The sequence below is a fragment of the Gimesia chilikensis genome, assembly GCF_007744075.1.
Lineage (GTDB): Bacteria > Planctomycetota > Planctomycetia > Planctomycetales > Planctomycetaceae > Gimesia > Gimesia chilikensis_A.
In genome coordinates this window covers 4,933,334-4,953,990 of sequence record NZ_CP036266.1, presented here as the reverse complement: position 1 = coordinate 4,953,990, position 20,657 = coordinate 4,933,334, and the positions used below count along the sequence as shown (strand labels likewise).

Below are 20,657 nucleotides of genomic sequence, written 5' to 3'. Positions count from 1 at the left end.
ACTTATTCTAATGGGGAGGGCGGAGCATGGCTGTCTCAGGGAACGGAGTAATCGAACTTCTCAATCAGTCGGGCGAAATGTTCTGGGAATTCAGCAGGATCATGTTCCTCCAGGCCAGTCTACTGGTACTCGTGATTCTACTCCTCGATCTGTTACTCCGGTATCATGCCCGCGCAGTGACCCGTTACTGGCTCTGGTCGCTGGTTCTGTTCAAACTGATCCTGCCGGTCAGTCTCTATTCTCCTGTCAGTGTCGCCAGCTGGTTTGCTGACTGGATTCCCACGGAAGCCGTCGCGCAGAACACTGAATCAGAGCCGACGATGTCGACCCTCGCAGCCAATCCACCGGGGGGCACACAGACAGAAAAAAATCCCCTTGTACAGCCATCTTTGACAGAGCCATTCCTGCAAACTCATCCACAGTCGCCCCAACTGCCTCCAGTTGGTCCCCCATCTGACTCAATGTTGGCTGTGCCTGATTCGGAAGTTGAGTCGCCCATAAAACCAGCAGCTCTGCCTGCCCTGCAAGCGTCTGCGATCCTGATGTTAATCTGGTTAACAGCGGTAGCGATGCTCTCTGTCTGTGTGCTTTGGCGTACGTGGCGCGTTAGAAAACTTACTATCCAAGCTGAACCGGCTGGTGGAGAACTGGTGGCTCAGTTGAATGAGTGTGTCTTACTGCTGGGGATGAAACCAGATTCAGTGAAGTTAAAAGTATCGGAGGAAACTGGAAGTCCCGCGATCTGCGGATTCTGGCGGGCGACGATCATCCTTCCTCGGCATCTACTCGAAAAGCTCACCCCCGAACAGTATCGCCAGATCTTTATCCACGAGCTGGCTCACTGGAAACGCTTTGACTTACAGGTCAACTGTCTGCAGACTCTGCTGTTGATCCTGTATTTTTATCATCCTTTGGTCTGGCTGACGCACGTAATGCTCAAGCGTCTGCGGGAACAGGCCGTGGATGAAACAGTGCTTGTGACACTGAACGAGCAGCCGTCACACTATTCCGCAACACTGCTCGATATCGCTGCTCTGACGCCTGCTGTCGAGAGCCCACGGCTGCAACTGCTGGGGATTCTTGAATCCCGTAAATCGCTGACGCAGCGGATTCGACGCATGATCACTCGCCCCATCCCGCGGTCTGCCCGGCTGGGGCTGGTCAGTTTACTGCTGATACTATTTGCCGGGGCGCTTCTCCTGCCTATGTCTCGACTGAAAGAAACACACGCAGCAGTAGACAGGCAAGAGAGTGCGGATCATGAATCCGAGCAGCAGCTGTCCGATAAAGCTCAATCTCTTAAGCAGAGTCCCCCGGCCAGAGAGACAAAACCACGCGAGGAGAAGTCCTCATCACAATACGTGTTAAGTGGACGAGTGACCGATCAGAGCGGTGCGCCCGTCACCGATGCTCAAGTTCTTCTGATACCCAAGTCTGGCGGACATGTGTTAAGAACGAGCACAGACAAAGAGGGAAACTATCACTTTGCCGAAATCACAAAACCTGGACCACACCGCATCATGATTTTGTCGCAGCGCTGGGTGGGACTTGAGCGTCTCGCGGATCGTCCGCGGGTCGACCTGGCGGCAGATCAACGGCAGGTGAAAAATATCACACTCGAACGCGCCTGTCAGTTACGCATTCAAACCGTCAATGAACAAGGCAAACCTGTTCCCGGGGCCATCGTATACCGTAAATTGATGAATGATTCGCGAGGGTTCACTGCTCGGGCTGTCACAACCGATCAATCGGGAGAGGTGACACTCGGCCTGAAGCCTTCCCAGGAAAAATATCTGATAGGAATCGCTTCACCCGACTACGCTTTGGAGAAACTGACGCTTCAAGTGGACGATCCGGATCAAATCGTCACACGGAAGATTGTGCTCAGGGAGGGAGAAGAAGTTAATGGCAAAATAGTCTATGCGGACGGGAAAATTCCGGTCGGATTAAAAATCAATGCGCTGCCCCAGTGGTGGGAATTCAGCGGACATCCCCCCGGTTATCGAATCAGTGAGGCGGGAAGATTCACATTCCCCCATATCGTAGCCGGCGTTTATAACGTAATAGTCGCGGTTCCCGGAGTGGGGGGGAAGCCTGTCCTCACCGGTACTTATCTGCTCAATCGGGAACAGCCACTTGATCTGAAACTGAATATGCCTTCTCCCGCTTCGATGGTCACACTCTCAGGAAAGATCAGCTATACCGGCGATCTGAAAAAGGCTTCCAGGCCCTTCCTGCTCATTGCATATTCCATTGATGGGTACAACGAAGCGTACGCCGAGATCCAACCTGGTCAGACAGAGTTTAAGTTCGATCCCATTCAGCGAGGAAAATATGAACTCAGTCTCCTTTCAACAGAGATTCAATTGAAAGGCGACTACACGGTATTTGCCCCCGCCAATGATTTTCAACTGAATGTCGTCGTGACCGGCAAACCGCAGATCAGTGGTACGGTTCTGGCCGACGATACAAATCAGCCGATCAGCAAATTCCGGGTACGGGCCATTAAACTGAAGACGCTTCGCGGTGCGGATTATGGGCAGGAACCGCGTTGGCAGGATGTGGATCAGAGCAGCGGGGAATTTAAAGTCGCAGTCAACGGTCCGGGTATCTACCGGATCGAAGTCGCTGCAGATGGCTATGCCCGTGCGCTCAGTGAATCTGTGAATACCGATCAAATTCAGGGAAAGCCGATTCAGCTCAAACTGACAGAGGGAGTCACGCTGTCCGGAACCGTTGTCAATGCACAGGGGCAGCCCGTCGATGGGGCGACCGTGATTCCGCTGTCTCTGTCCCGGGGCGTCATGTCGAACTCGCTGGATCAATTCACAACAGACAGTGATGCAGTCAAGACCGTGGACGGGAAGTTTTCGATCCCGCATCTCGCTCCGGGAATGGAATCTCTGAAAGTGACTCATCCGGACTACGACTTTGCGATTGTGAAAGACATCGATCTGGCAGCCAGTCCGCTCCCGAACGTGGAAGTCACTCTTACAGAAGGCGGAACCGTGCAGGGACTCGTCACAGACGAAAACGGAAAACCGCAACCGAATGTCACGCTCTTCTTCCATGACCGATATGGCTATAACGGTGATGCCGCCCGCAAAGCCGGGCTACTGGCCACCGTGATTACTGATGAAGAAGGCCGCTATTCGGTTTCTCATCTCCCCAATCAGATCTGTTATGTTGTCAGGAAATATGAATGGAACTCTCTGGGCGTCGTGCGTCAGGCCGTTCTGCCTCAAAATGGCAAAACCAGCACACTCAACCTGGGAGGACGACCCGAATTGACGGGCCGACTGAAAGTCAACGGAAAACCTTTAGCGAATACACGCATCCTCCTGGCTGGTGAGAATCCGAATTTTGGCATCTTTCGGGCCTATACCAACACCGACAGCGAAGGGATGTTTCACTTCTTCGGTGCGGGGCCTGGCCAGCGGACTCTGTATTATGAAGTGCCCAATGTGAATAATGATTGGGTGCCGGTCAGATCGTTAGAATTAATTTCAGACGATCAGGATCTGGGGACTCTGGAGACGCAGGTTGGTCAACTGACAGTGAATTGTCAGCCAGAAACACTGGATGACATGCGAGTGGGGCTGTTTAATTATCATCCTGTGTGGACCGCAAGCTTGAGGGCGGGTAATCTGGTGCCGCGGACAAACAGCAGTGCACCATTTGTCTTCAAACAGGTGACAACGCGAGATTATGTCATTATCGCATCTCGTTCCGGGTACCCCTCTGTTTACCAGAAGGTGCATGTCACGAAGGAGAATCTGAATAGTCAGCTCACGCTGCCCATTCCCGAGGGGACGGCGACAATTCATTTCAAGCTGGATCAGGAACTGATGCAGGCCAATGAACCGATGCGGCTCAAACTGTGGAGCAAAGACCAGCGGTTGCTGACAAATATCTACTCCTTTGAAGCAGGAGAATATGTCGCCAGGCACCTGCCTGCAGGAGACTACTATCTGACGCGGGTTGACATTCGCGAATCGAAAAAACTGTTGCAGTTCACTCTCAAGGAGAATGAACAGAAAACCGTGACTCTGACTTCCGAACTATTCAAAAAATCAGAGTCGAAGCTTGGGTTTCGAACCATCAATGTCTTTACGCAGGCAGGAGTCCCGTTACCCGGTTGTCAGATCCAACTGAAAAGTAGCTCAGGTACGATCTCTCGCCACATCCAACAGTTTGAACGCCAGAGTTTTGTGGGGGATTCCGGTACATATGACCTCACCGTTTCTTACCCGGGATTTCAGACACTGCACGGGAAAGTGGAATTGATCCCCCCAGAAAAATCCTGGATATACCCGGACAACCTGACCTTCAATCTGCGTCTGAAACCGGAAGCTGATTAGGACAGGGTCCCGGATTACTCGGGGATCCCCGGCTCCACCAGTCGGGCCAGGTGGCACAGTGATTCCTGCCAGCCCAGGTAGCAGCCTGCGGTGGGAATCACTTCGGGAATTCCTTCCTGGAGAATCCGGATTTCGGTGCCGCAGGAGACCTGTTGGATATCGATGGTGTTTTTCATCTCACCGGGGAGTCCGGGATCGTCAAACTTCGTCGTGTAGCAGATTCTGGAGTGGGGTTTCAGCTCAAGATAAGTGCCGCTAAAGCTGTGTCCGTTACCGGTAGTGAAATTGGTGAACGACATCCTGAAGGTGCCCCCTTCTTCCGGAGTCATTTCGTAAACTCTGGCAGTGAAACCGTTTGGTGGCAGCCAGCGGGCAAAAGCTTCCGGCTCCAGAAAGGCGCGGTACAGTTTTTCTGGTGTGGTACGCAGAACACGGTGCAGTTTGACAGAGTTGTCTGACATCTCAGGATCTCCCGTTAAGATTGTTGGCTCAGACGGGACGCCCTCGCCCCGTTCTATCAGGTAGTCGAACGGGACGCAGACGTTTCGACATTAGCTGAGAAAAAAGTCAGAAAACGTTACTTGTCATCTCCCTGAACCTGTTTCAAAATCTTTGAGAGCCGCTCAACGACTTCGGGGTGTTCCTGCCAGACATTCTTTGTCTCTGAGGGATCCTGTTTCAGATTGTAGAGTTGCCCCGTTGGTTCGCCCGGTTGGGGCTCGACTTCGCGGGCGCGGGTGAAGCCGCCGGAGCCCCGTTTGGGAACCATTTTCCAGGGACCCTGGCGAACCGAAAAATGGCCCCACAGTGAGTGATGAATCGCGTAATCGCGTAGCGGCTGCTTAAGCTCTTTACCCAGCAGGGCGGGCAGAATGTTGACGCTGTCTTCTCCCTCACCGGCCGGCAGCTTTTGATCCGTGATTGCCGCACACGTCGCCAGCAGGTCGGTCAGTTCCACCAGTTCGGCATTCGATGTTCCTGCAGGTGTCTGCCCGGGCCAGCGGACGATGAAGGGAACGCGGTGGCCACCTTCCCAGATGTCAGCCTTCGTACCCCGGAGGTGGGCATTCCCCTGATGTCCACGATCTTTGACGTATTGCCCCCGATGGTTGGGCTTATAATATTTGAGGTCGTCGGTCTCCTGCGGTGTCCACCAGTGATAGAGACCGCCGTTATCCGACGTGAAAATGAACAGGGTGTTGTTCGCCTTACCGCTTCGCTGCAGGGCTTCCATGATTGCGCCGACAGTCGCATCCACCTCAAGCACAAAATCACCATATTCGCCCGCAGCACTTTTACCTTTGAATTCGTCGTTGGGTACCAGTGGCAGGTGTGGTGCGGTCAGCGGGAAATACAGAAAGAAGGGACGCTCGGGGGATTGTTTCGCCTGTCGCTCGATAAACTGCACCGCTTCACCGGTCAAGGTAGGCATCACACTGCGGATTGTAAAATCGGGTGAGCGCATGCCCTGGTCGACGGACAGGAATTCGGTCTGTATCCGTTCCGAAGGAATTGTAGGCAGAATCACGGGACGATCGTTTCTGATGAAACAGAAAGGGGACATATTCAGAGACGCTGAAATACCGAAGTAATAGTCGAAGCCGTTGGCCAGCGGTCCGCCGAGAATCGGCTGGGTGTAATCCACATCATCTCCCACGCGGGGACGCTGACGTCGGTCAATGGGAACCGCAGGCACCGGCTGGCCGTTTTTGTCGGTCCACTGCATGCCCAGGTGCCACTTGCCGACACAGGCGGTGTCGTATCCCGCTTTTTTGAGCAGCGACGGGACCGTGGTCTGGTCCTGTTCGATGAGGGGCGGATCAAAGCCGTCCAGCACACGGTATTTCAACCGCGTCCGCCAGCAGTAACGGCCGGTCAGTATCCCGTACCGCGTTGGCGTACAGACCGCTGACGGCGTATGGGCGTCGGTGAATTTCATGCCTTCCGCAGCCAGCCGATCGATGTGCGGAGTAGTAATCTTCGATTCCGGGTTGTAACAGCTTACATCGCCATAACCGAGATCATCTGCCAGAATATAGACGATGTTCGGCAGCGGATCTGCCTGAACCGTGGTCGGCAGAAACAGACTCAGGAGCAGCAGCGGCAGCAGAAACTGTTTTTGGAAGAAGTGCGATACGACGTTCATCAGGTGAGACCTTCACAAGTGGAAACCGGGAGTGAATGATCTCTTTACTATACGTGTGGGGACGAGGGGAAATCAATGCAAGCCGCGTGAATCAGACTTTACGACTTAAACAGAACAGATGAGAAGAGAATCGTATTGAAACGACTTCAAGAGGATCCAGATAAGTCCAGATCCTTGTCAACGAAAAGCCAGACTGCGCCGCATTCGATGCGAAAATTTTCGATTTTGTCAGTAAGTACAACCTTTGTTTTGTCTCGATAAGAGCTCCATGCGATCTCTAGTTCCGAATTCCACGAGTCTGTGGGGGTCTTGATAAAATCAGTGCCGATACAACTCAGATAGAGGGAATCAAATGCCTCATCCGAGAGCTTGATTTCCAGTAACAATGTTTTGTGTGAAAGACCATATTCATTAACTCGGACAGAGAATCCCTGATATTTATGGAGAATCGTTTTGATCTCCTCGAGATCGTAAGTCAGTCGTTTGTCCGAGCAGGGACCTAGGGAAAGCTTCAATTTCTCGATGTCCTTTTCTGCAGGTTGTTTAGCCCCGCAGAAGCAACAGAAAGGCTTGTAATCGCGAATAGCATGAAACTTCTGGCACTGAATGCAACGAAATCCACCATGAATGTTGAACATCACATCTTCAAAAGCAGTCATCATGCACGAATCCTGTCTTCTCACTATTTCAAACTACTGGAACCAAATTAACTGAGCTCCACAGGAATGAGTACTTCTTCCTCATCATACATGAACATCACACCGCCGGTCGCAAAGTTCGGGACGTCAGCGATCGTTGCCTGGCCTTCGGGGCTTTCCAGAATCTCCTGCATCGCGGTCGCAGATTCCGCATACAGGCTGACAATCAGATAGTAAGGGGGCGGGTTACCCGCCTCGGCTGACTGGCACTTGCCGATCGTCCAGCCGGTGAGCCCTTTCATCTGTCTGGCCAGGGGGATGTGTACCTCGCGATAATAGCGATCGAATTCCGCAGGGTCTTCAGGGTGTCCATACATTACTGTCAGGCGATACATATTCAAATCCTCTGGTCAGGTGAGAGAGAAATAAGACGTTTATCGGGGAGTCAAACGCAGCTCCCCGAACTGGCGGACCTGTGCGGTCAGCGCGACCTCGGTCGGCAGCCGTTCCATGGAACTGGCGCCATAAAATCCGTCAATACCCGGTACTCGATCAAAGATATATTGTGCATCTTCGGGCATCGCGATCGGCCCACCATGACAGAGCAGCAGCACGTCGTCGCGTTCGCTTTTGGCCGCGTCGACCATCGTGCGGATCGATTCGACCGAGTCATCCAGGGTTTTTCCCGTCGTGGCTCCTATCGAACCACCGCTGGTCAACCCCATGTGTGCCACCACAATATCGGCCCCGGCGGCAGTCAACTGTTGTGCCTGTTCCGCATCGAAGGCATAGGGAGTGGTAAGCAGATCTAAATCGTGCGCTGCACGAATACAGTCGATTTCCAGGTCAAAGCCCATGCCGGTCTCTTCGAGATTGGCGCGGAACTGACCATCAATCAGTCCCACGGTCGGGAAATTCTGAATGCCGGCAAAACCCATCGCCTGCAGTTCCTGGAGGAACAGGTCGCGCAGCAGAAAGGGATCGGTTCCGCACACTCCCGCCAGCACCGGTGTCTCGCTGACGACAGGCAGGACTTCCCGCCCCAGATCCTTGACGATTTCATTCGCATTACCATAAGGCATCAGTCCTGCCAGCGAACCGCGTCCAGCCATTCGGTAGCGGCCCGAGTTGTAGATCACAATCAGGTCGATCCCGCCCGCTTCCTCGCACTTGGCGCTCAGTCCTGTCCCCGCACCTCCGCCGATGATGGGCAGTCCCGCAGCAACTTTCTCCCGCAGGCGTTTCAGGATGGCTGTTCTGGATTCCGGCATGGATGACTTCCTCGTATGATCAAATTTATTGAAAGCGATTCCCGCTCACGCGTGCAAAGGCCGAGACCAGCGCCTCGGCAAACGCAGCGTCGTTGATGTGACAGTTGTGTCGCGTGACTCGTCGATCTGCGGACTGCTGAATTTCCTGCTCCAGCGTCTCGAACAGACACTGGTCTGCCTGGGGATCATAGAACGCTTCGCCTGTTTTATCCAGCATCGAAATTCCCTGTTCAGGAATCAGGATTTCGACAGGCGACGTAGAGCGATTGATTTTTTCTGCAATCCAGTGGGCGAACTGCCGGTTCTCTTCCGCCGTCGTCCGCATCAGGGTGACCTGGGGATTATGGATCAGAAACTGACGGTCGGCAAATGGGGCGGGAACGGTCTCGCGGGCACCAAAATTGACCATGTCGAGGGCGCCCAGGCTCAGCACATAGGGAAGCCCCCGTTCGAGGATCACCTCAAACCGGCGTGGTCCGCCGGGCATGATGCCTCCTACGAGTTCATCGGCGACTTCGGTAGTGGTGATATCGAGAACACCCTCAATCAATCCATCGGCCACGAGTTTCTCCATCGCCTGGCCTCCGGTGCCCGTTGCATGGAAGACCAGCGGGTCAAAGCCGCGTGCCTCAAGCTGTTCGCGGACCATATCCACACAGGGGGTTGTCACACCGAACATGGTCAGGCCCAGTGCAGGGCGGTCTGCAGGGAACTCGGAGCGGTGTGATACCATTCCCACGATCGCGTGAGCTGCGTTGCTCAAAACCCGCCGCGAAACGGAATTCAAGCCGGCGACATCAACCACGGAATACATCAGCGTAATATCGCTGAAACCGACGTAGGGACTTGTATTTCCGCTGGCAACCGTCGAAACAATCAGCTTGGGAAAGCCAACCGGTAGCGCCTGAAATGCCGGAGCAGCCAGTGCTGTGCCTCCGCTGCCACCCAAGGCGATGACTCCGTCAACCCTGCCTGCACTGACTTCTGCGGGTAACCAGTGCTCAAGTGCCGTCGCCATCGCCGTAATCGCTGCGCCCCGGTCCGTGTGTCCCAGTACCTGTTTCGAGCCACCCGGGTGAGAGCCGGCAATCATTTCAGCAGAGATATCTGCCCGCTCTGAGCGACCCTGCGTGCTGACATCGACCAGAACCACATCAACACCGGCTTGACGAATTGCATCCGCAACGAAGCAGAGTTCCTCGCCTTTGGTATCCATCGTCGCCAGGGCATAGACGGTTGGTTGCATAAGAAACTTTCTGATCGTGGCTAGCTGAGATTGACTATGGATCGTGGTTTATAGTGTGGGTGTCGAGATCGAGATGTCAAGTCTTGCTTGAGACTCAGAAACCGCTCTTTCATTCCTGCCACAGTTTGTTAAGATCTCTCTGTCTTTGGGAAGCAGAGACAAATCATTTCATATTACCTATCTGCCAGGAATACACCCATGCTCAGAATGAGTCTGAACCCGTTGCTGACCTGTTGTCTTTTGACTGTCTTGCTTACCTCTTGCGCAAAAGAACAGCCAGCTGCCGGCAACGCATCAGAAAATAGTTCCGAAACCATTGGCGATGTCAAACCGCTGGTCAACCGGGTGCTGACTCAGGAAGAACAGGCGCAACTGACGCCGGAGCAGGTACTCACGCTGCTCAAAGAGGGAAATCAACGCTTCGTGGCAGGCACACTCACTGCCCGCGATCATTCCAAACTGGTTCGAGAGGCGGCTCTGGGACAGTATCCCAAAGCAGTGATTCTGTCCTGTCTCGATTCGCGTATTCCTGTGGAAGACGTTTTCGATCGGGGCATCGGCGATATTTTCGTGGCCCGTGTGGCAGGGAACTTCGAAAATACCGACATCTTGGGCAGCATGGAGTTTGCCTGTAAGGTTTCGGGTTCCAAGCTCGTCTTTGTGCTGGGACACGAGAGTTGTGGCGCGATCCGCGGGGCGATTGACGGCGTCGAACTGGGCAATATCACCGCAATGCTGGCCAACATCAAACCAGCCGTCGAGCACTTTAAAGATTACGAGGGAGAGCAGACGGGGCAGAACCCTGAGTTCGTGAAGATGGTCACCAAACAGAATGTGCTGGCAACCATCGATCGCATTCGAACCAACAGCCCGATCCTGAAAGAAATGGAACAACAGGGGGACATCAAAATCGTCGGTGGAATCTATAACATGGATACCGGCACTGTCACCATGCTGGAAGAGTAGTCTCAGAGTCCCTGATCATTCTGTTCGCAGGATTTTTTCCATCTTCTTCCCTTTGGCCAGTTCATCGACCAGCTTATCCAGGTACCTGACCTGTTGCGTTAACGGGTTGTCGATCTCTTCCACCCGATAGCCGCAAATCACACCTGTGATAAGATGTGCGTTGGGGTTTAACTTTGCGCGTTGAAAGAATTCTTTGAACGTGATCTGGTCGCTGATCTGTTTCTGCAGCGCTTTCTCGTTAAAGCCCGTCAGCCAGCTGATCACCTGGTGTAGTTCTTCCCTGGTCCGACCTTTCTTTTCCACCTTGGTTACGTAGTGTGGATACACGGCAGCAAACGTCAGTTTGGCAACGCGTTCGTGATGATCGTTGGCACTGGTCACCTTGGGCAACTCCTGTTTCTGACTGTAATTCAATTTTGAGTATATATTTACTGGCTAATGACCAAGCTCAACCGGATGCGAAGCGCATGATTCACATTTAGAGAAGATCCCGGTCCGACGAGGATTCTCGCGGCTAGTCCTCTCCTGTTTGAGTAAGAATCGCCAGATGATAACGAGTCGCCAGCACTTCAATCTCTTTTGAATCCTGCAGGCAGTCTATCAGATTCTGCGGGATTGAATCAATTCCGTGACGTGCTCCCGCCAGTGCACCAACAATTGCTCCCAGTGTGTCAACATCTCCTCCAAGACGTATGGAAAAAGTAACGGCTCCGATCCACGAATCCAGATTGATAAGTATACTGTAGATCGACGCGAGCACTGTCGGAATAACGAATGGCGAAATGATCGGCTTATCGAATTCCGGGGTGCTTTGGCCCGCGTGAGCGATGAAATCCAATATTCCATCATCGTTGAGTTGATCTGGTAATTGTTGGAGCAGGTCAGCTAACTCAGTATTGATATCACGACAGGCGTCAGAAATTTCACTGCAGAAATCGCGTGGATTGATTTCGCTTGAGGACAACAGTTGATTTGCAGCCACTGCAATCGCAACACCTCCAGCAACGCTGCGTGAATCCTGGTGCGTGATTCGCGAAATGTCAGCGACAGTCGGAATCAGGGACTTCTGATCGTCAAACCAAAGTCCCAATGCGGCGGTTCGCATGGCAGTTCCATTACCAGCTTGACCAACGGACGCACCCATGTTGCGATGGTCTCCAGTGGCCAGGTAATGTTCTGCAGCCTGGGTACAGGCACCGCCGGGGCCGATGACAGAATGATGTCGCCACAGCTCTGCTATTTGCCTGGCAATATCAGCAACAACGATGTCTTTCTGGTCGACGATCGACCGGATTGTGGCCAGAGTCAATTGCGTGTCATCGGTGTATTGACCATTCGGATATCCATGATATTCATGGAAAGAGGCAGCTAATGATTCAGCGGATGGAATTGAGTCGGCCCAGAGTCCCTCGAACGGCGCTCCCATCGCGTCGCCAACGGCACCACCAATAAGCGTTCCCAAAACACTGGATTCTGTTGGACGATTCATAGAAGAGACTGCGGCAGATAGTGAGGTGCTGAACCAGAGATAATATTTTCTCACTTTAGCAGCGTACAGATGTATTATCAATTGGCGCCTGTTGATTCTTTCGAATTCAGCAGGCAGCTTAGGGTGAGATTAATGTGGAGAATCTTGTTTTTGAAAGTGTGGTTGCTCTCCGTAATGGTGGCAGCATCCTGATGTGATTAAAGAGACCGAATCGTCACACAGGAATTTTGGAATCTGCTTTGAAAAGCAGTCACTTTCTGAGTGCCATGTTTTCGTAAAGAATGTTACAATATTGTTTGAGGTGGACTCAGACACCTCTGAAATGAAGCCTTGGGGGCCGAAAATATCTGCAACATGATCATACAGCAATAACCGAAGGGGTTGTCATGCCTACATCCGATTTTCTTTCCCGCCGTCAGTTTGTCCTGTTAGCCGCTGCTGCCGCAGCTTCCCATCCTCTGCTGGCGCAAGGTGCCAAAAGTGAGGAAGGCTATCTCAACGGTCGTCTCTATAAAACCTTGAAGATCGGAATGGTACGGGCCGGGGACAGTCTCGAAGAAAAATTCGCTCTTGCTAAAGAAGCGGGCTTCGATGGTATTGAATTGAATACACCAGGCATCGATGTTAAAGAAGTCAACGCAGCTATCAAAGCGACCGGACTGCCCGTCGATGGATCCGTCAACGCCGGGCACTGGAATGTACGGCACACCGATCCCGACCCCAAAGTACGAGCCAAGGCACTCGACAGCCTGAAGGAAGCACTCCGCCAGACACATGCCGTCGGTGGAAACACGGTTCTGCTGGTCGTCGGCAAGGGGAGTGATGGTCCAGAAGAGGAAATCTGGAAACGTTCGATCGACAATATCTCGCAGGCCATCCCGCTGGCTGCGGAACTGGGAGTTCCCATTGCAGTTGAGAATGTCTGGAACCAGTTCTGCTACGACCACGAAGGCGATCACAAACAGACCGCTGAGAAGTTCGTAAAATACATCGACGAGTTCGATTCCCCATGGGTCGGTATGCAGTTTGATATCGGCAATCACTGGAAATACGGCAGCATGGGCGACTGGATTCGTCAACTCAATAAACGGATCATCAAGCTGGACCTCAAAGGGTTCTCACGCGAAATGGGCAAGTTTACCAAGATCGGTGAAGGCGATCTGGACTGGGCCGATGTCCGCAAAGCGTTGGCAGAAATCAAGTACGCCGGCTGGGCAGCCGCTGAAGTTGCCGGCGGTGATCTGGCACGGCTGAAAGAAATCTCAGCCAACATGGATCGCGTCTTCGGTTTGACTCCCCAATCTTAAGACATCAGAAACAGCCACTTTGCGGTGCAGGAGCACCTGTGCCGCATAGTGGCTGCGTTCTTTTTATTTGCTCCCCTGTTGTTCCTGGGGTGTGCTTGTCACTCGTTTGGCATACTCATTGAGCCGGGCTCGCATTGCTTTAACGAGCATCCCGCGGAATTCGCCGGTTTCATCACCGGGAGCATCCAGAGGGAGGCCGCTCTGATACGACTCGCGGATCCAGGCCAGGGCGTTTTGGGTCTCCGGTGCATCGAGATTTGATTTGACGTAGTCCAGCGTCGCGACCCTGAGCGGGTATTCGACACGATGACACATGACATCTGCGTAGCAGGCGACTTCCAGCAGCGTGACAATACGTTGTGCATCGACGGGAACTTCCGGGGACCGATGGACCCGATCCAGAAGCTGCTCTGCCACCTCCGGTGAGATCTCTTCATCTTCCTGAAGTTGCTTAATCGCATAAGGCAGGATGGGATGTCCGTTTTCGACAAACTCATCCACTGTGCCCGGCCAGGCTGCATCCTCTGGAGCATACAGCAGAGCCATCTTCTCGAGCAGAGCTTCGGGTGGCTCATTGAGAACGATGTAATCTTGAGAAGTAGCAGACGGCTTTGTCGCTGCCACCTTTGATGACATCTCATCAGAAGAGCATCCAGTGAGCAGCAATAAACCAGCCAGTAAAAGAATGCATTTCATCGTGGAAACCACTTCGATCAGAATTTGAAAAACTGATCTCGCTTAGAACGCCAGAGCTTTGTCCCGGGCCAGTCCGGTTTTCCAGAGGGGAGCCTCTTTTTTGATGGCCGTCACGTTATAAGTATCGAAGGTCAGGGTCAGGCTGAATGGAACCTCGGCATCCATGTCATAACTCCAGCTGTCATCATGTATGTAGTCGGGGGCGCCGACTGTGTTGAGCACTTCTTTGGCAGACATACCTGTTTTGACCTGCGTTGCGTTTTTATGGCGTGGTTGTGTCTGCTTTTTCGGGGTGAAAGGGAATGCCTCGCCTCCTCTTTCGATCATAAACCGATGACACGGCAGATTCCGGGGAGCAACTCCCAGCCGTCGAAGTGAGAGTTGTGCCGTCTGCCGAAGGTCATACGTACGATAGCGGAAGGGATCAACTTCATTATTGAAGTTCACTCCATCCGGATGACCTCGCGCAGAATTGGTCTCAGAGTAAGTGGACATTTCCAGTGATTTCAGGAACGGAATGGCTTCGTGCAGATTTAAGCTCCCTGCCAGGTAAGCGGCCTGCAGTAGCGACCATTCGTCGTCTTCAATTTCTATTTTATTACGTGAGGCGGCCAGCACCAGTTGCTTTTCCGCTTGTAGTGCAGGGCCGATCAGACTGACATCGCCTGAAACGAGTTTTCCTTTGTTAACGTCCATCAGAATGCGAGGTCCCCAGGCGGGACGAATCACAAAGATTTCACCTTCAGGCAACTCGAAAAAGTACCAGGCAGCCAGACGGGACCAGTTGCTGCCACCCCACGAGTGATACATCAGCCGCTCGCTCTCCTCTTTCTGCAAGGCATCTTTCAATAAATCAATCTCCCCCGTTTTTTGACCCTGTGGAGATATGGTAATGAGGTTATCATTCGCAGCAAGGATCGCCGCCGCGCCCAGGTTAGAGACGATGATGATTATGGGAGAGCCCTCTTTAGGGACTGCGATCTCAAACGAGGAATCGCCGAAGTTAAATCGTTGTGGCTCCCGCATCGGCTGCTTACGCGTCCAGATCGTTTTGCCGCTTTTGGTGTCGACACATTTGTAGGTGAAATTGGCCTGAAAGGCTTTCAGATTGGGGCCCTGATTGTCGGGGGAAGTCGCATCCACCTGATAGTGTCCGGAGGGGGACTGGACATGAATGTCGAAGTAATAGCGATCCGTCGCCCGGGCGGTCATCGGAAGTGCACAGAGTATGCAGCAGACGATAAATGGCTTCATTGCAGTCACCTTGTTAGTCATCCGTGAAATATAATTGGGAATCGGATCACAATTCCAGCTTGTTTATCGTGAGTCGGAAATGAATTGTCAAGATGACCTCAAGCATGAGGGGGCCAAGGTAAGATCTAAAAGTATGATTTGGAACAGGTTTGTAGGCTATTCCATGGGCCTTCAAAATCACAGGAGGAGGTAATACAGCAACTATTGGTATTCTTGAGTCTAGTTCCGACTTCGAGAACCAGTACATCGCTCTCACTCAAACACGAGCCCCAAAGCATCCAGCACCGCACCGCGTCGACCATGGATGCCGATGACGTTTTTCCCAGTTCCCTCGATAACAGGTACCGCTTTGCCTGAGGGGGTACCCAGCCATTCGCTGGTGTAACTGTCATTCGGATCGAGCTGGCCGTCATCTGTAAGACGATAGAAGACGACTTGAACGGCGCTCACATATTTGGGAGCATCGATCTTCATCCCTCCGACGGCGTAGCCCTCTTTCGCCATGACAGTAATATTTCGCCTCCGGGCTGGTTTGGGTTCTGATAGTGGTGTCAGACTGCGGATTGCTGGTTCCCCGGCCCAGCTTCCCAGCGAACATTCAAACCCGAGCAGCGTTTTTCCCTCGGGGATCACTGTCTGGAATGGGCCGCCCCCTTCAGCATTCCCAATCAGTTTCGATGCGGTCCCTTTCGTGGTTGCAGGCGTTGAGCGGGAAACGGATCGTGGCGGATTCGGGTTGGGAGATTCACGAGAAATGACTGGATCAGCTTGAGAACGGGGACCACCTGGTCTGACAGGGAATCGGTTGCGAATCGGTTCCGGCATGTTTTGTGGAATCGGTTTGGGGAAACTCCCGGGCTGAGTGAGAACCGGTTGATTCCGAGGTAGCCCCGTCTCTGGCTGTTGGGGCGATGGATTGGGATTTCGCTCGATGGGGTTCCCTTGAACTGGCACTGGGATCGCAGGGTGTTCCAATTCGGGACGGGGGATCTGCGGTCTCCGGTTCTCGCGGTCAGCGATGCGTTGTCCCGCCCGTGGAACCCTGGTGAGATTAAACGCCAGTCCCCCACTGAAAAGCAGCACGCCCAATACTGCCATCGCAGCGAAGACTCTGGGACTGAATCCCTGAGTATACCGCGCGGGAATCGCATCTCTTTTTTCAACCGGAATTCCGGCTTCGGTGAAGTGACGGGCCAGCTCCTTCAGCCTGATCTTCGAGGGAATGCCGACCAGTTCGACCTCTTTATCGATCGAGAGCAGCATGACGGAGAAGGATTTTCCCAGATCCTCGGCCGGGATGAAAATGACGCGGGAGATGGCTGCGTTGGGCCATTCAGAAATTTCTTTCCAGGAACTGATCAGAGCCAGTGAGACATAAGACCGCTGACGGATCAGATGATCGTCATAGATCCAGATCGAAGCAGAGACATGCTCCCGACGCATAAACAACGCCAGGCAGGCGGGGCCCAGCCCGATAAAGATCGAGACAAACATCGCCACCCCAAGCTCGGGAGGCTTGACGTTGAAGGCAAATAAAATCCAGAACAGACCACTGACAGCCGCCCAGACCGTCAAGGCGACACCCAGGCGAATCAAGAGATCCCCCCGCAGGCTGAGGCGCATGCCCAGCGGTTCCTGCCAGTAAAATTTATCAGAAGTGAGTTTGATCGGCTTGGTTAAGAAGTTCCAGATACCCATGTGGAGCACTCACAGAGTTAGAGGAAGTCTTAGAGAGCAGGCTGTTTTGAAGAGGAGCAACAGCGTGCTGAATTCTAAGTAATATATCGTATTCTACTCTTTCGGGAGAAGCCAGAAAAATGCGGTCCGCAGACGGAGGCGTTTCTTCGCCGATTAACCCTGCCTTAACCTGATTATGCTCAGAATCATTTTTCAGAAAGTTCCATGTTGCCCCAATGCAACATGCGCAGATTCATCTCAATGTCGCTAACATGCGGTGTTCGTATTTAGCAAAGGGCTGAGTACACGCGAGTTGTCTGTTTTACTGGAAGTATCACAGTTGCTGAGGAAATGATCTGCATGACATTCTGGCTTGGTATTCTGCTGACACTGTATGTTCTGCTGATGGTCGGTCTCGGCCTGTATGCCGGGGGCAGGGTCCAAACGGAAGAAGATTATCTCGTCGCAGGACGGCGACTGCCGCTCTGGCTGGCATGGGGTACGCTGCTGGCAACCTGGTTCGGGGCCGCCACGGTTCTGGGGGCCAGTGAAGCAGCGCGAGCGGAGGGCGTGCAGGGGACGATCCTCGATCCGTTCGCCTCGGGGCTGGCTCTGATCGTGGCTGGTCTGTTCTTCGCCCGGCGGGTCTGGGAGATGAAGCTCCTGACCGTGGGGGATCTCTTCGCGCAGAAGTACGGTCCGAAAACGGAACTGATCTCCAGTATCGTTCAGGCCCTGGGCTACCTGCCCTGGATCGCGGCTCAGTACCTGGCGCAATCGGCCATTCTCACTCATTTTTTCGGACTCGACCCCACGATCGCAATTCTGATCTCCGCCTTGTTTGTCACTTTCCTGACAATGATCGGGGGAATGTGGTCGGTGACCCTGACCGATACCGTGCAGATCTGCGTGGTGCTGATCAGTCTGGTGATGCTGGGCGTCAACTTCGCAGCCTCGGTGGGTGAGGGTTCCGTGGTGGTCGGAATTGAAACGACCTGGGAGCGGACGCCACCAGAACTGCGGACCCTGCTACCTGAAGCGGGACTGCTGGCTCTGCTGGGCTGGTCGACAACCTGGATCAACGGCATCTTCGGAAATCTGCCCGGACAGGATCTGATGCAACGGATATTCGCCAGTCGCAGCGGGACGGTCGCCTCGCGGGCCTGCATCCTGGCGGGCTGTGTGTATATTCTGTTTGGTCTGTTGCCCGTCGGACTGGGGCTGGCTTCGCGACAACTCTGGCCCGATGAACTGCCCCAGGGCAGTGATGGTCAGGTCCTGCTGGCACTGGCTGAACTGCTGCTGTCACCCTTGGGAATCTGTCTGCTGGTCGTCACGCTGCTGGCGATTGTCGTGTCTACCTGCACCAGCGCGATGCTTTCACCGGCCGCGTTACTCTCGCATAATCTGTTGCATCGCATCAACTGGTTTGACCAGCGACGCCTGCTGACCAGTCGCTTGAGCGTCGTCATCGTGGCCCTGGCCAGTCTCCCTCTGGCGCTGGTGACCGAAGAGATTCTGGAACTGCTCGAAAGTGCTCTCGCGGTGGGACTGGTGGCGCTGCTGGTTCCCTTTGTGGCCGGTGTCTATCTCAAGCCGCGTGGTGAATGGCCGGGACTACTCTCCATCGGTTGTGGGGCTCTGTTCTGGACAGCCCATCAGATCGCAGCGTCACTACTGGTCACTGACGAGGAACGGCTCGATTCAGTGCCTGCTCTGTTGCTCTCGATCCCTCCCGAGTTGACAGGTCTGCTGGCGAGCATACTGGGGTATCTGGTGGGACAACGTCTGCTGCACTCTCAGCCAGACCCAACTGTCTGATTGAGCTGCAGCGGTCATTAACGCGTCTGCTCCGCCACGACCACGCGACGACGATAGGAGATGAGCGTGCATAAAAACAGACAGACCACACAGATCGATAGTGGGAACAGCACCGTCGTCAGTGAGTACGATTCCAGGGCCAGGAGTGCGAAGGTGTTCCTGAGGAAGAACATAAAGATGAAGAGCAGACTTTCTTCGTAGGGATGATCATAGGCTTTGCGGATGGTAGGACCGAACCCCAGCAGGTCGATTGTTGTCAGCAGAATGACTGCCCACATGGGATTCGATGTGAAATACCAGCAGGGGATCGAAAGCAGTGCCGCGCTGAAGAACAGTCGATCGAGGCGGGTGATCGAAATGTCTCCCCGTTTCACGTAGGACAGAAATGCGATGTAGACTGTGATTACTCCAGAAACGCCGATAGGCCAGGCACCGGTTCCCCCGTCCGCATCAAGCTGGGCGAAGAATACAATCAGCGTGGTCATTCCCCAGATCAACCAGGAAAACAGGTGTGGCTTGATTCTCCCTTGGAGAATACCTCGAATATAGGGGATGAACGCCATGAATGTGATGACGATTGCCAGCCCGCTGAAGATCAGTTTAAGACGGGGATCCATCGTGAAACCTGATGTGGGGACAGATGACTTTAATAACGCAAATCAGGTGGTGAGCGATAGCGGAACACCGACGTGCCATTCCGGGATTCTTATCATTAAATGGTTACCCTAATGTTGTCAATGGAGTGCTGAAGCGATCACTTTAAAAGACTCGACACCGCCGGGAAAGAGGCGTACACTGACGCTATCATCAACCGGTTTCTATCTGTCTTATATCTGAAACGGCCCTGGAGTGCTCCGCATGAAACTGTCTCGATTAATAATTTTGCTCTGCTTTTCAATATTCGGCCTGATGTCGACGATGGGAGACTCACATGCGGCTGACCCGGTGATCTTCGTTCCAGCCGCCGACAATGGCATTCAGCTTCCGGAAGAACTGACTCTCGGCCCCTGTTCGGCAGTTGACTTCGACAGTGAGGGGCGGATGTATCTGTTTCATCGGGGCAAGCAGCCGATCCTCTGCTTTGATCGTGCAGGCCGATTCCTTCGTTCGTGGGGAGATAACCTGATCGGTCAGGCACACGGACTCCGCGTCGATCAGCACGATCATATCTGGGTCACCGATATCGGGAATCACATGGTTTACCAGTTCGATTCCCAGGGGAAAATATTGCTGGCCATCGGTCAGCCAGGCAAACCAGGAACCGGCGAAAACCAGTTTGATAAACCGACCGATATCGCCTTCGGCCGTCACGATGAAATCTATATCTCCGATGGCTACGGTAACAGCCGCGTCATGAAGTTCGCCGCGAATGGAAAATACCTGGGACAGTGGGGCGAGCCGGGGAAAGGACCAGGACAGTTCAATCTTCCCCATTCGATTATCCTCGATCGCCAGGGACGCATTCTGGTCGGCGACCGCGAAAACAACCGCGTGCAGGCGTTTAATTCGGAAGGCAAGCTGCTGGAGATCTGGACCGGCTTCGCTCCCTATGGTATGGAATTCGATGCTCAGGGAAACCTGTTCGTTGCTGATGGACGTGCCAACAAAGTGTTGTTGTTGAATTCCAGTGGAAAAGTCGCTCAGAGCTGGGGCCGCAAAGGGGCCGGACCAGGCGAGTTCAATCTGCCTCACATGCTGACCGCGGACACCGCCGATAATCTGTTCATCGCAGAAATCGGCGGTAAACGTCTGCAGAAACTCCTGCGGGAAAAATAAAATCTATCG

17 protein-coding genes are annotated in these 20,657 nt (G+C 53.4%); 5 read left to right on the top strand and 12 right to left on the bottom strand.

The features are described from left to right. Positions 1 to 26 precede the first annotated feature (26 nt). Entirely contained in the window at positions 27 to 4,361 is a 4,335-nt protein-coding gene (locus HG66A1_RS18675) for a carboxypeptidase regulatory-like domain-containing protein (RefSeq protein ID WP_145187309.1), read from the top strand. Positions 4,362 to 4,375: 14 nt separating this feature from the next. Here HG66A1_RS18675 and HG66A1_RS18670 read toward each other — a convergent pair whose 3' ends face one another. From HG66A1_RS18670 to HG66A1_RS18645, 6 genes are all read right to left on the bottom strand, one after another. Next, positions 4,376 to 4,822 carry an SRPBCC family protein gene (locus tag HG66A1_RS18670; protein WP_145187306.1) on the bottom strand — a complete coding sequence of 149 codons (447 nt, stop codon included), beginning with the start codon at positions 4,820 to 4,822 and terminating at the stop codon, positions 4,376 to 4,378. 116 nt (positions 4,823 to 4,938) lie between these two features. Next, positions 4,939 to 6,507, bottom strand: a complete 1,569-nt coding sequence (locus HG66A1_RS18665; protein ID WP_145187303.1) for a sulfatase family protein — start codon at positions 6,505 to 6,507, stop codon at positions 4,939 to 4,941. A 146-nt stretch (positions 6,508 to 6,653) separates the two neighbouring features. After that, positions 6,654 to 7,169: a hypothetical protein gene (locus tag HG66A1_RS18660; RefSeq protein WP_145187300.1), complete on the bottom strand. Its 516-nt coding sequence runs from the start codon at positions 7,167 to 7,169 to the stop codon at positions 6,654 to 6,656. Positions 7,170 to 7,213: 44 nt separating this feature from the next. Further along, positions 7,214 to 7,540, bottom strand: a complete 327-nt coding sequence (locus HG66A1_RS18655) for an EthD family reductase (RefSeq protein ID WP_145187297.1) — start codon at positions 7,538 to 7,540, stop codon at positions 7,214 to 7,216. A 39-nt stretch (positions 7,541 to 7,579) separates the two neighbouring features. Further along, positions 7,580 to 8,416, bottom strand: a complete 837-nt coding sequence (locus HG66A1_RS18650; RefSeq protein ID WP_145187294.1) for a phosphoenolpyruvate hydrolase family protein — start codon at positions 8,414 to 8,416, stop codon at positions 7,580 to 7,582. A 25-nt stretch (positions 8,417 to 8,441) separates the two neighbouring features. After that, positions 8,442 to 9,662 carry a Tm-1-like ATP-binding domain-containing protein gene (locus HG66A1_RS18645; protein WP_145187291.1) on the bottom strand — a complete coding sequence of 407 codons (1,221 nt, stop codon included), beginning with the start codon at positions 9,660 to 9,662 and terminating at the stop codon, positions 8,442 to 8,444. A 198-nt stretch (positions 9,663 to 9,860) separates the two neighbouring features. On the opposite strand from HG66A1_RS18645, the gene HG66A1_RS18640 reads away from it, so the two are divergent. Beyond that, a complete protein-coding gene (locus HG66A1_RS18640) occupies positions 9,861 to 10,628 on the top strand; it encodes a carbonic anhydrase family protein (protein WP_145187288.1) in 768 nt (255 codons plus the stop codon). 15 nt (positions 10,629 to 10,643) lie between these two features. Here HG66A1_RS18640 and HG66A1_RS18635 read toward each other — a convergent pair whose 3' ends face one another. Both HG66A1_RS18635 and HG66A1_RS18630 read right to left on the bottom strand, forming a co-directional pair. Further along, a complete protein-coding gene (locus HG66A1_RS18635; RefSeq protein ID WP_145187285.1) occupies positions 10,644 to 11,009 on the bottom strand; it encodes a DUF2200 domain-containing protein in 366 nt (121 codons plus the stop codon). Positions 11,010 to 11,142: 133 nt separating this feature from the next. Next, the gene (locus HG66A1_RS18630) at positions 11,143 to 12,117 is read right to left on the bottom strand and encodes an ADP-ribosylglycohydrolase family protein (RefSeq protein ID WP_145187282.1); all 975 of its coding nucleotides are present in this window, start codon (positions 12,115 to 12,117) and stop codon (positions 11,143 to 11,145) included. Positions 12,118 to 12,503: 386 nt separating this feature from the next. Here HG66A1_RS18630 and HG66A1_RS18625 point away from each other — a divergent pair, with 386 nt between their 5' ends. Continuing rightward, on the top strand, positions 12,504 to 13,424 hold the full coding sequence (locus HG66A1_RS18625; RefSeq protein ID WP_145187279.1) for a sugar phosphate isomerase/epimerase family protein: 921 nt from the start codon (positions 12,504 to 12,506) through the stop codon (positions 13,422 to 13,424). Between the two features lie 63 nt (positions 13,425 to 13,487). Here HG66A1_RS18625 and HG66A1_RS18620 read toward each other — a convergent pair whose 3' ends face one another. The 3 genes from HG66A1_RS18620 to HG66A1_RS18610 all read right to left on the bottom strand — a co-directional run bounded on the left by HG66A1_RS18620 (position 13,488) and on the right by HG66A1_RS18610 (position 17,072). Next, positions 13,488 to 14,060, bottom strand: a complete 573-nt coding sequence (locus HG66A1_RS18620; protein ID WP_145187276.1) for a DCN1-like protein — start codon at positions 14,058 to 14,060, stop codon at positions 13,488 to 13,490. Between the two features lie 102 nt (positions 14,061 to 14,162). Continuing rightward, positions 14,163 to 15,374: a hypothetical protein gene (locus HG66A1_RS18615; RefSeq protein ID WP_145187273.1), complete on the bottom strand. Its 1,212-nt coding sequence runs from the start codon at positions 15,372 to 15,374 to the stop codon at positions 14,163 to 14,165. Positions 15,375 to 15,626: 252 nt separating this feature from the next. Then, entirely contained in the window at positions 15,627 to 17,072 is a 1,446-nt protein-coding gene (locus tag HG66A1_RS18610) for a hypothetical protein (RefSeq protein ID WP_145187271.1), read from the bottom strand. A gap of 339 nt (positions 17,073 to 17,411) precedes the next feature. On the opposite strand from HG66A1_RS18610, the gene HG66A1_RS18605 reads away from it, so the two are divergent. Then, positions 17,412 to 18,872, top strand: coding sequence for a sodium:solute symporter family protein (locus HG66A1_RS18605; RefSeq protein WP_197996668.1), 1,461 nt, complete (start codon positions 17,412 to 17,414; stop codon positions 18,870 to 18,872). A gap of 17 nt (positions 18,873 to 18,889) precedes the next feature. On the opposite strand, the gene HG66A1_RS18600 is transcribed toward HG66A1_RS18605, so the two are convergent. Next, positions 18,890 to 19,489, bottom strand: a complete 600-nt coding sequence (locus tag HG66A1_RS18600) for a hypothetical protein (protein ID WP_145187265.1) — start codon at positions 19,487 to 19,489, stop codon at positions 18,890 to 18,892. Positions 19,490 to 19,730: 241 nt separating this feature from the next. Here HG66A1_RS18600 and HG66A1_RS18595 point away from each other — a divergent pair, with 241 nt between their 5' ends. Beyond that, positions 19,731 to 20,648: a peptidyl-alpha-hydroxyglycine alpha-amidating lyase family protein gene (locus HG66A1_RS18595; protein ID WP_145187262.1), complete on the top strand. Its 918-nt coding sequence runs from the start codon at positions 19,731 to 19,733 to the stop codon at positions 20,646 to 20,648. Positions 20,649 to 20,657 lie beyond the last annotated feature (9 nt).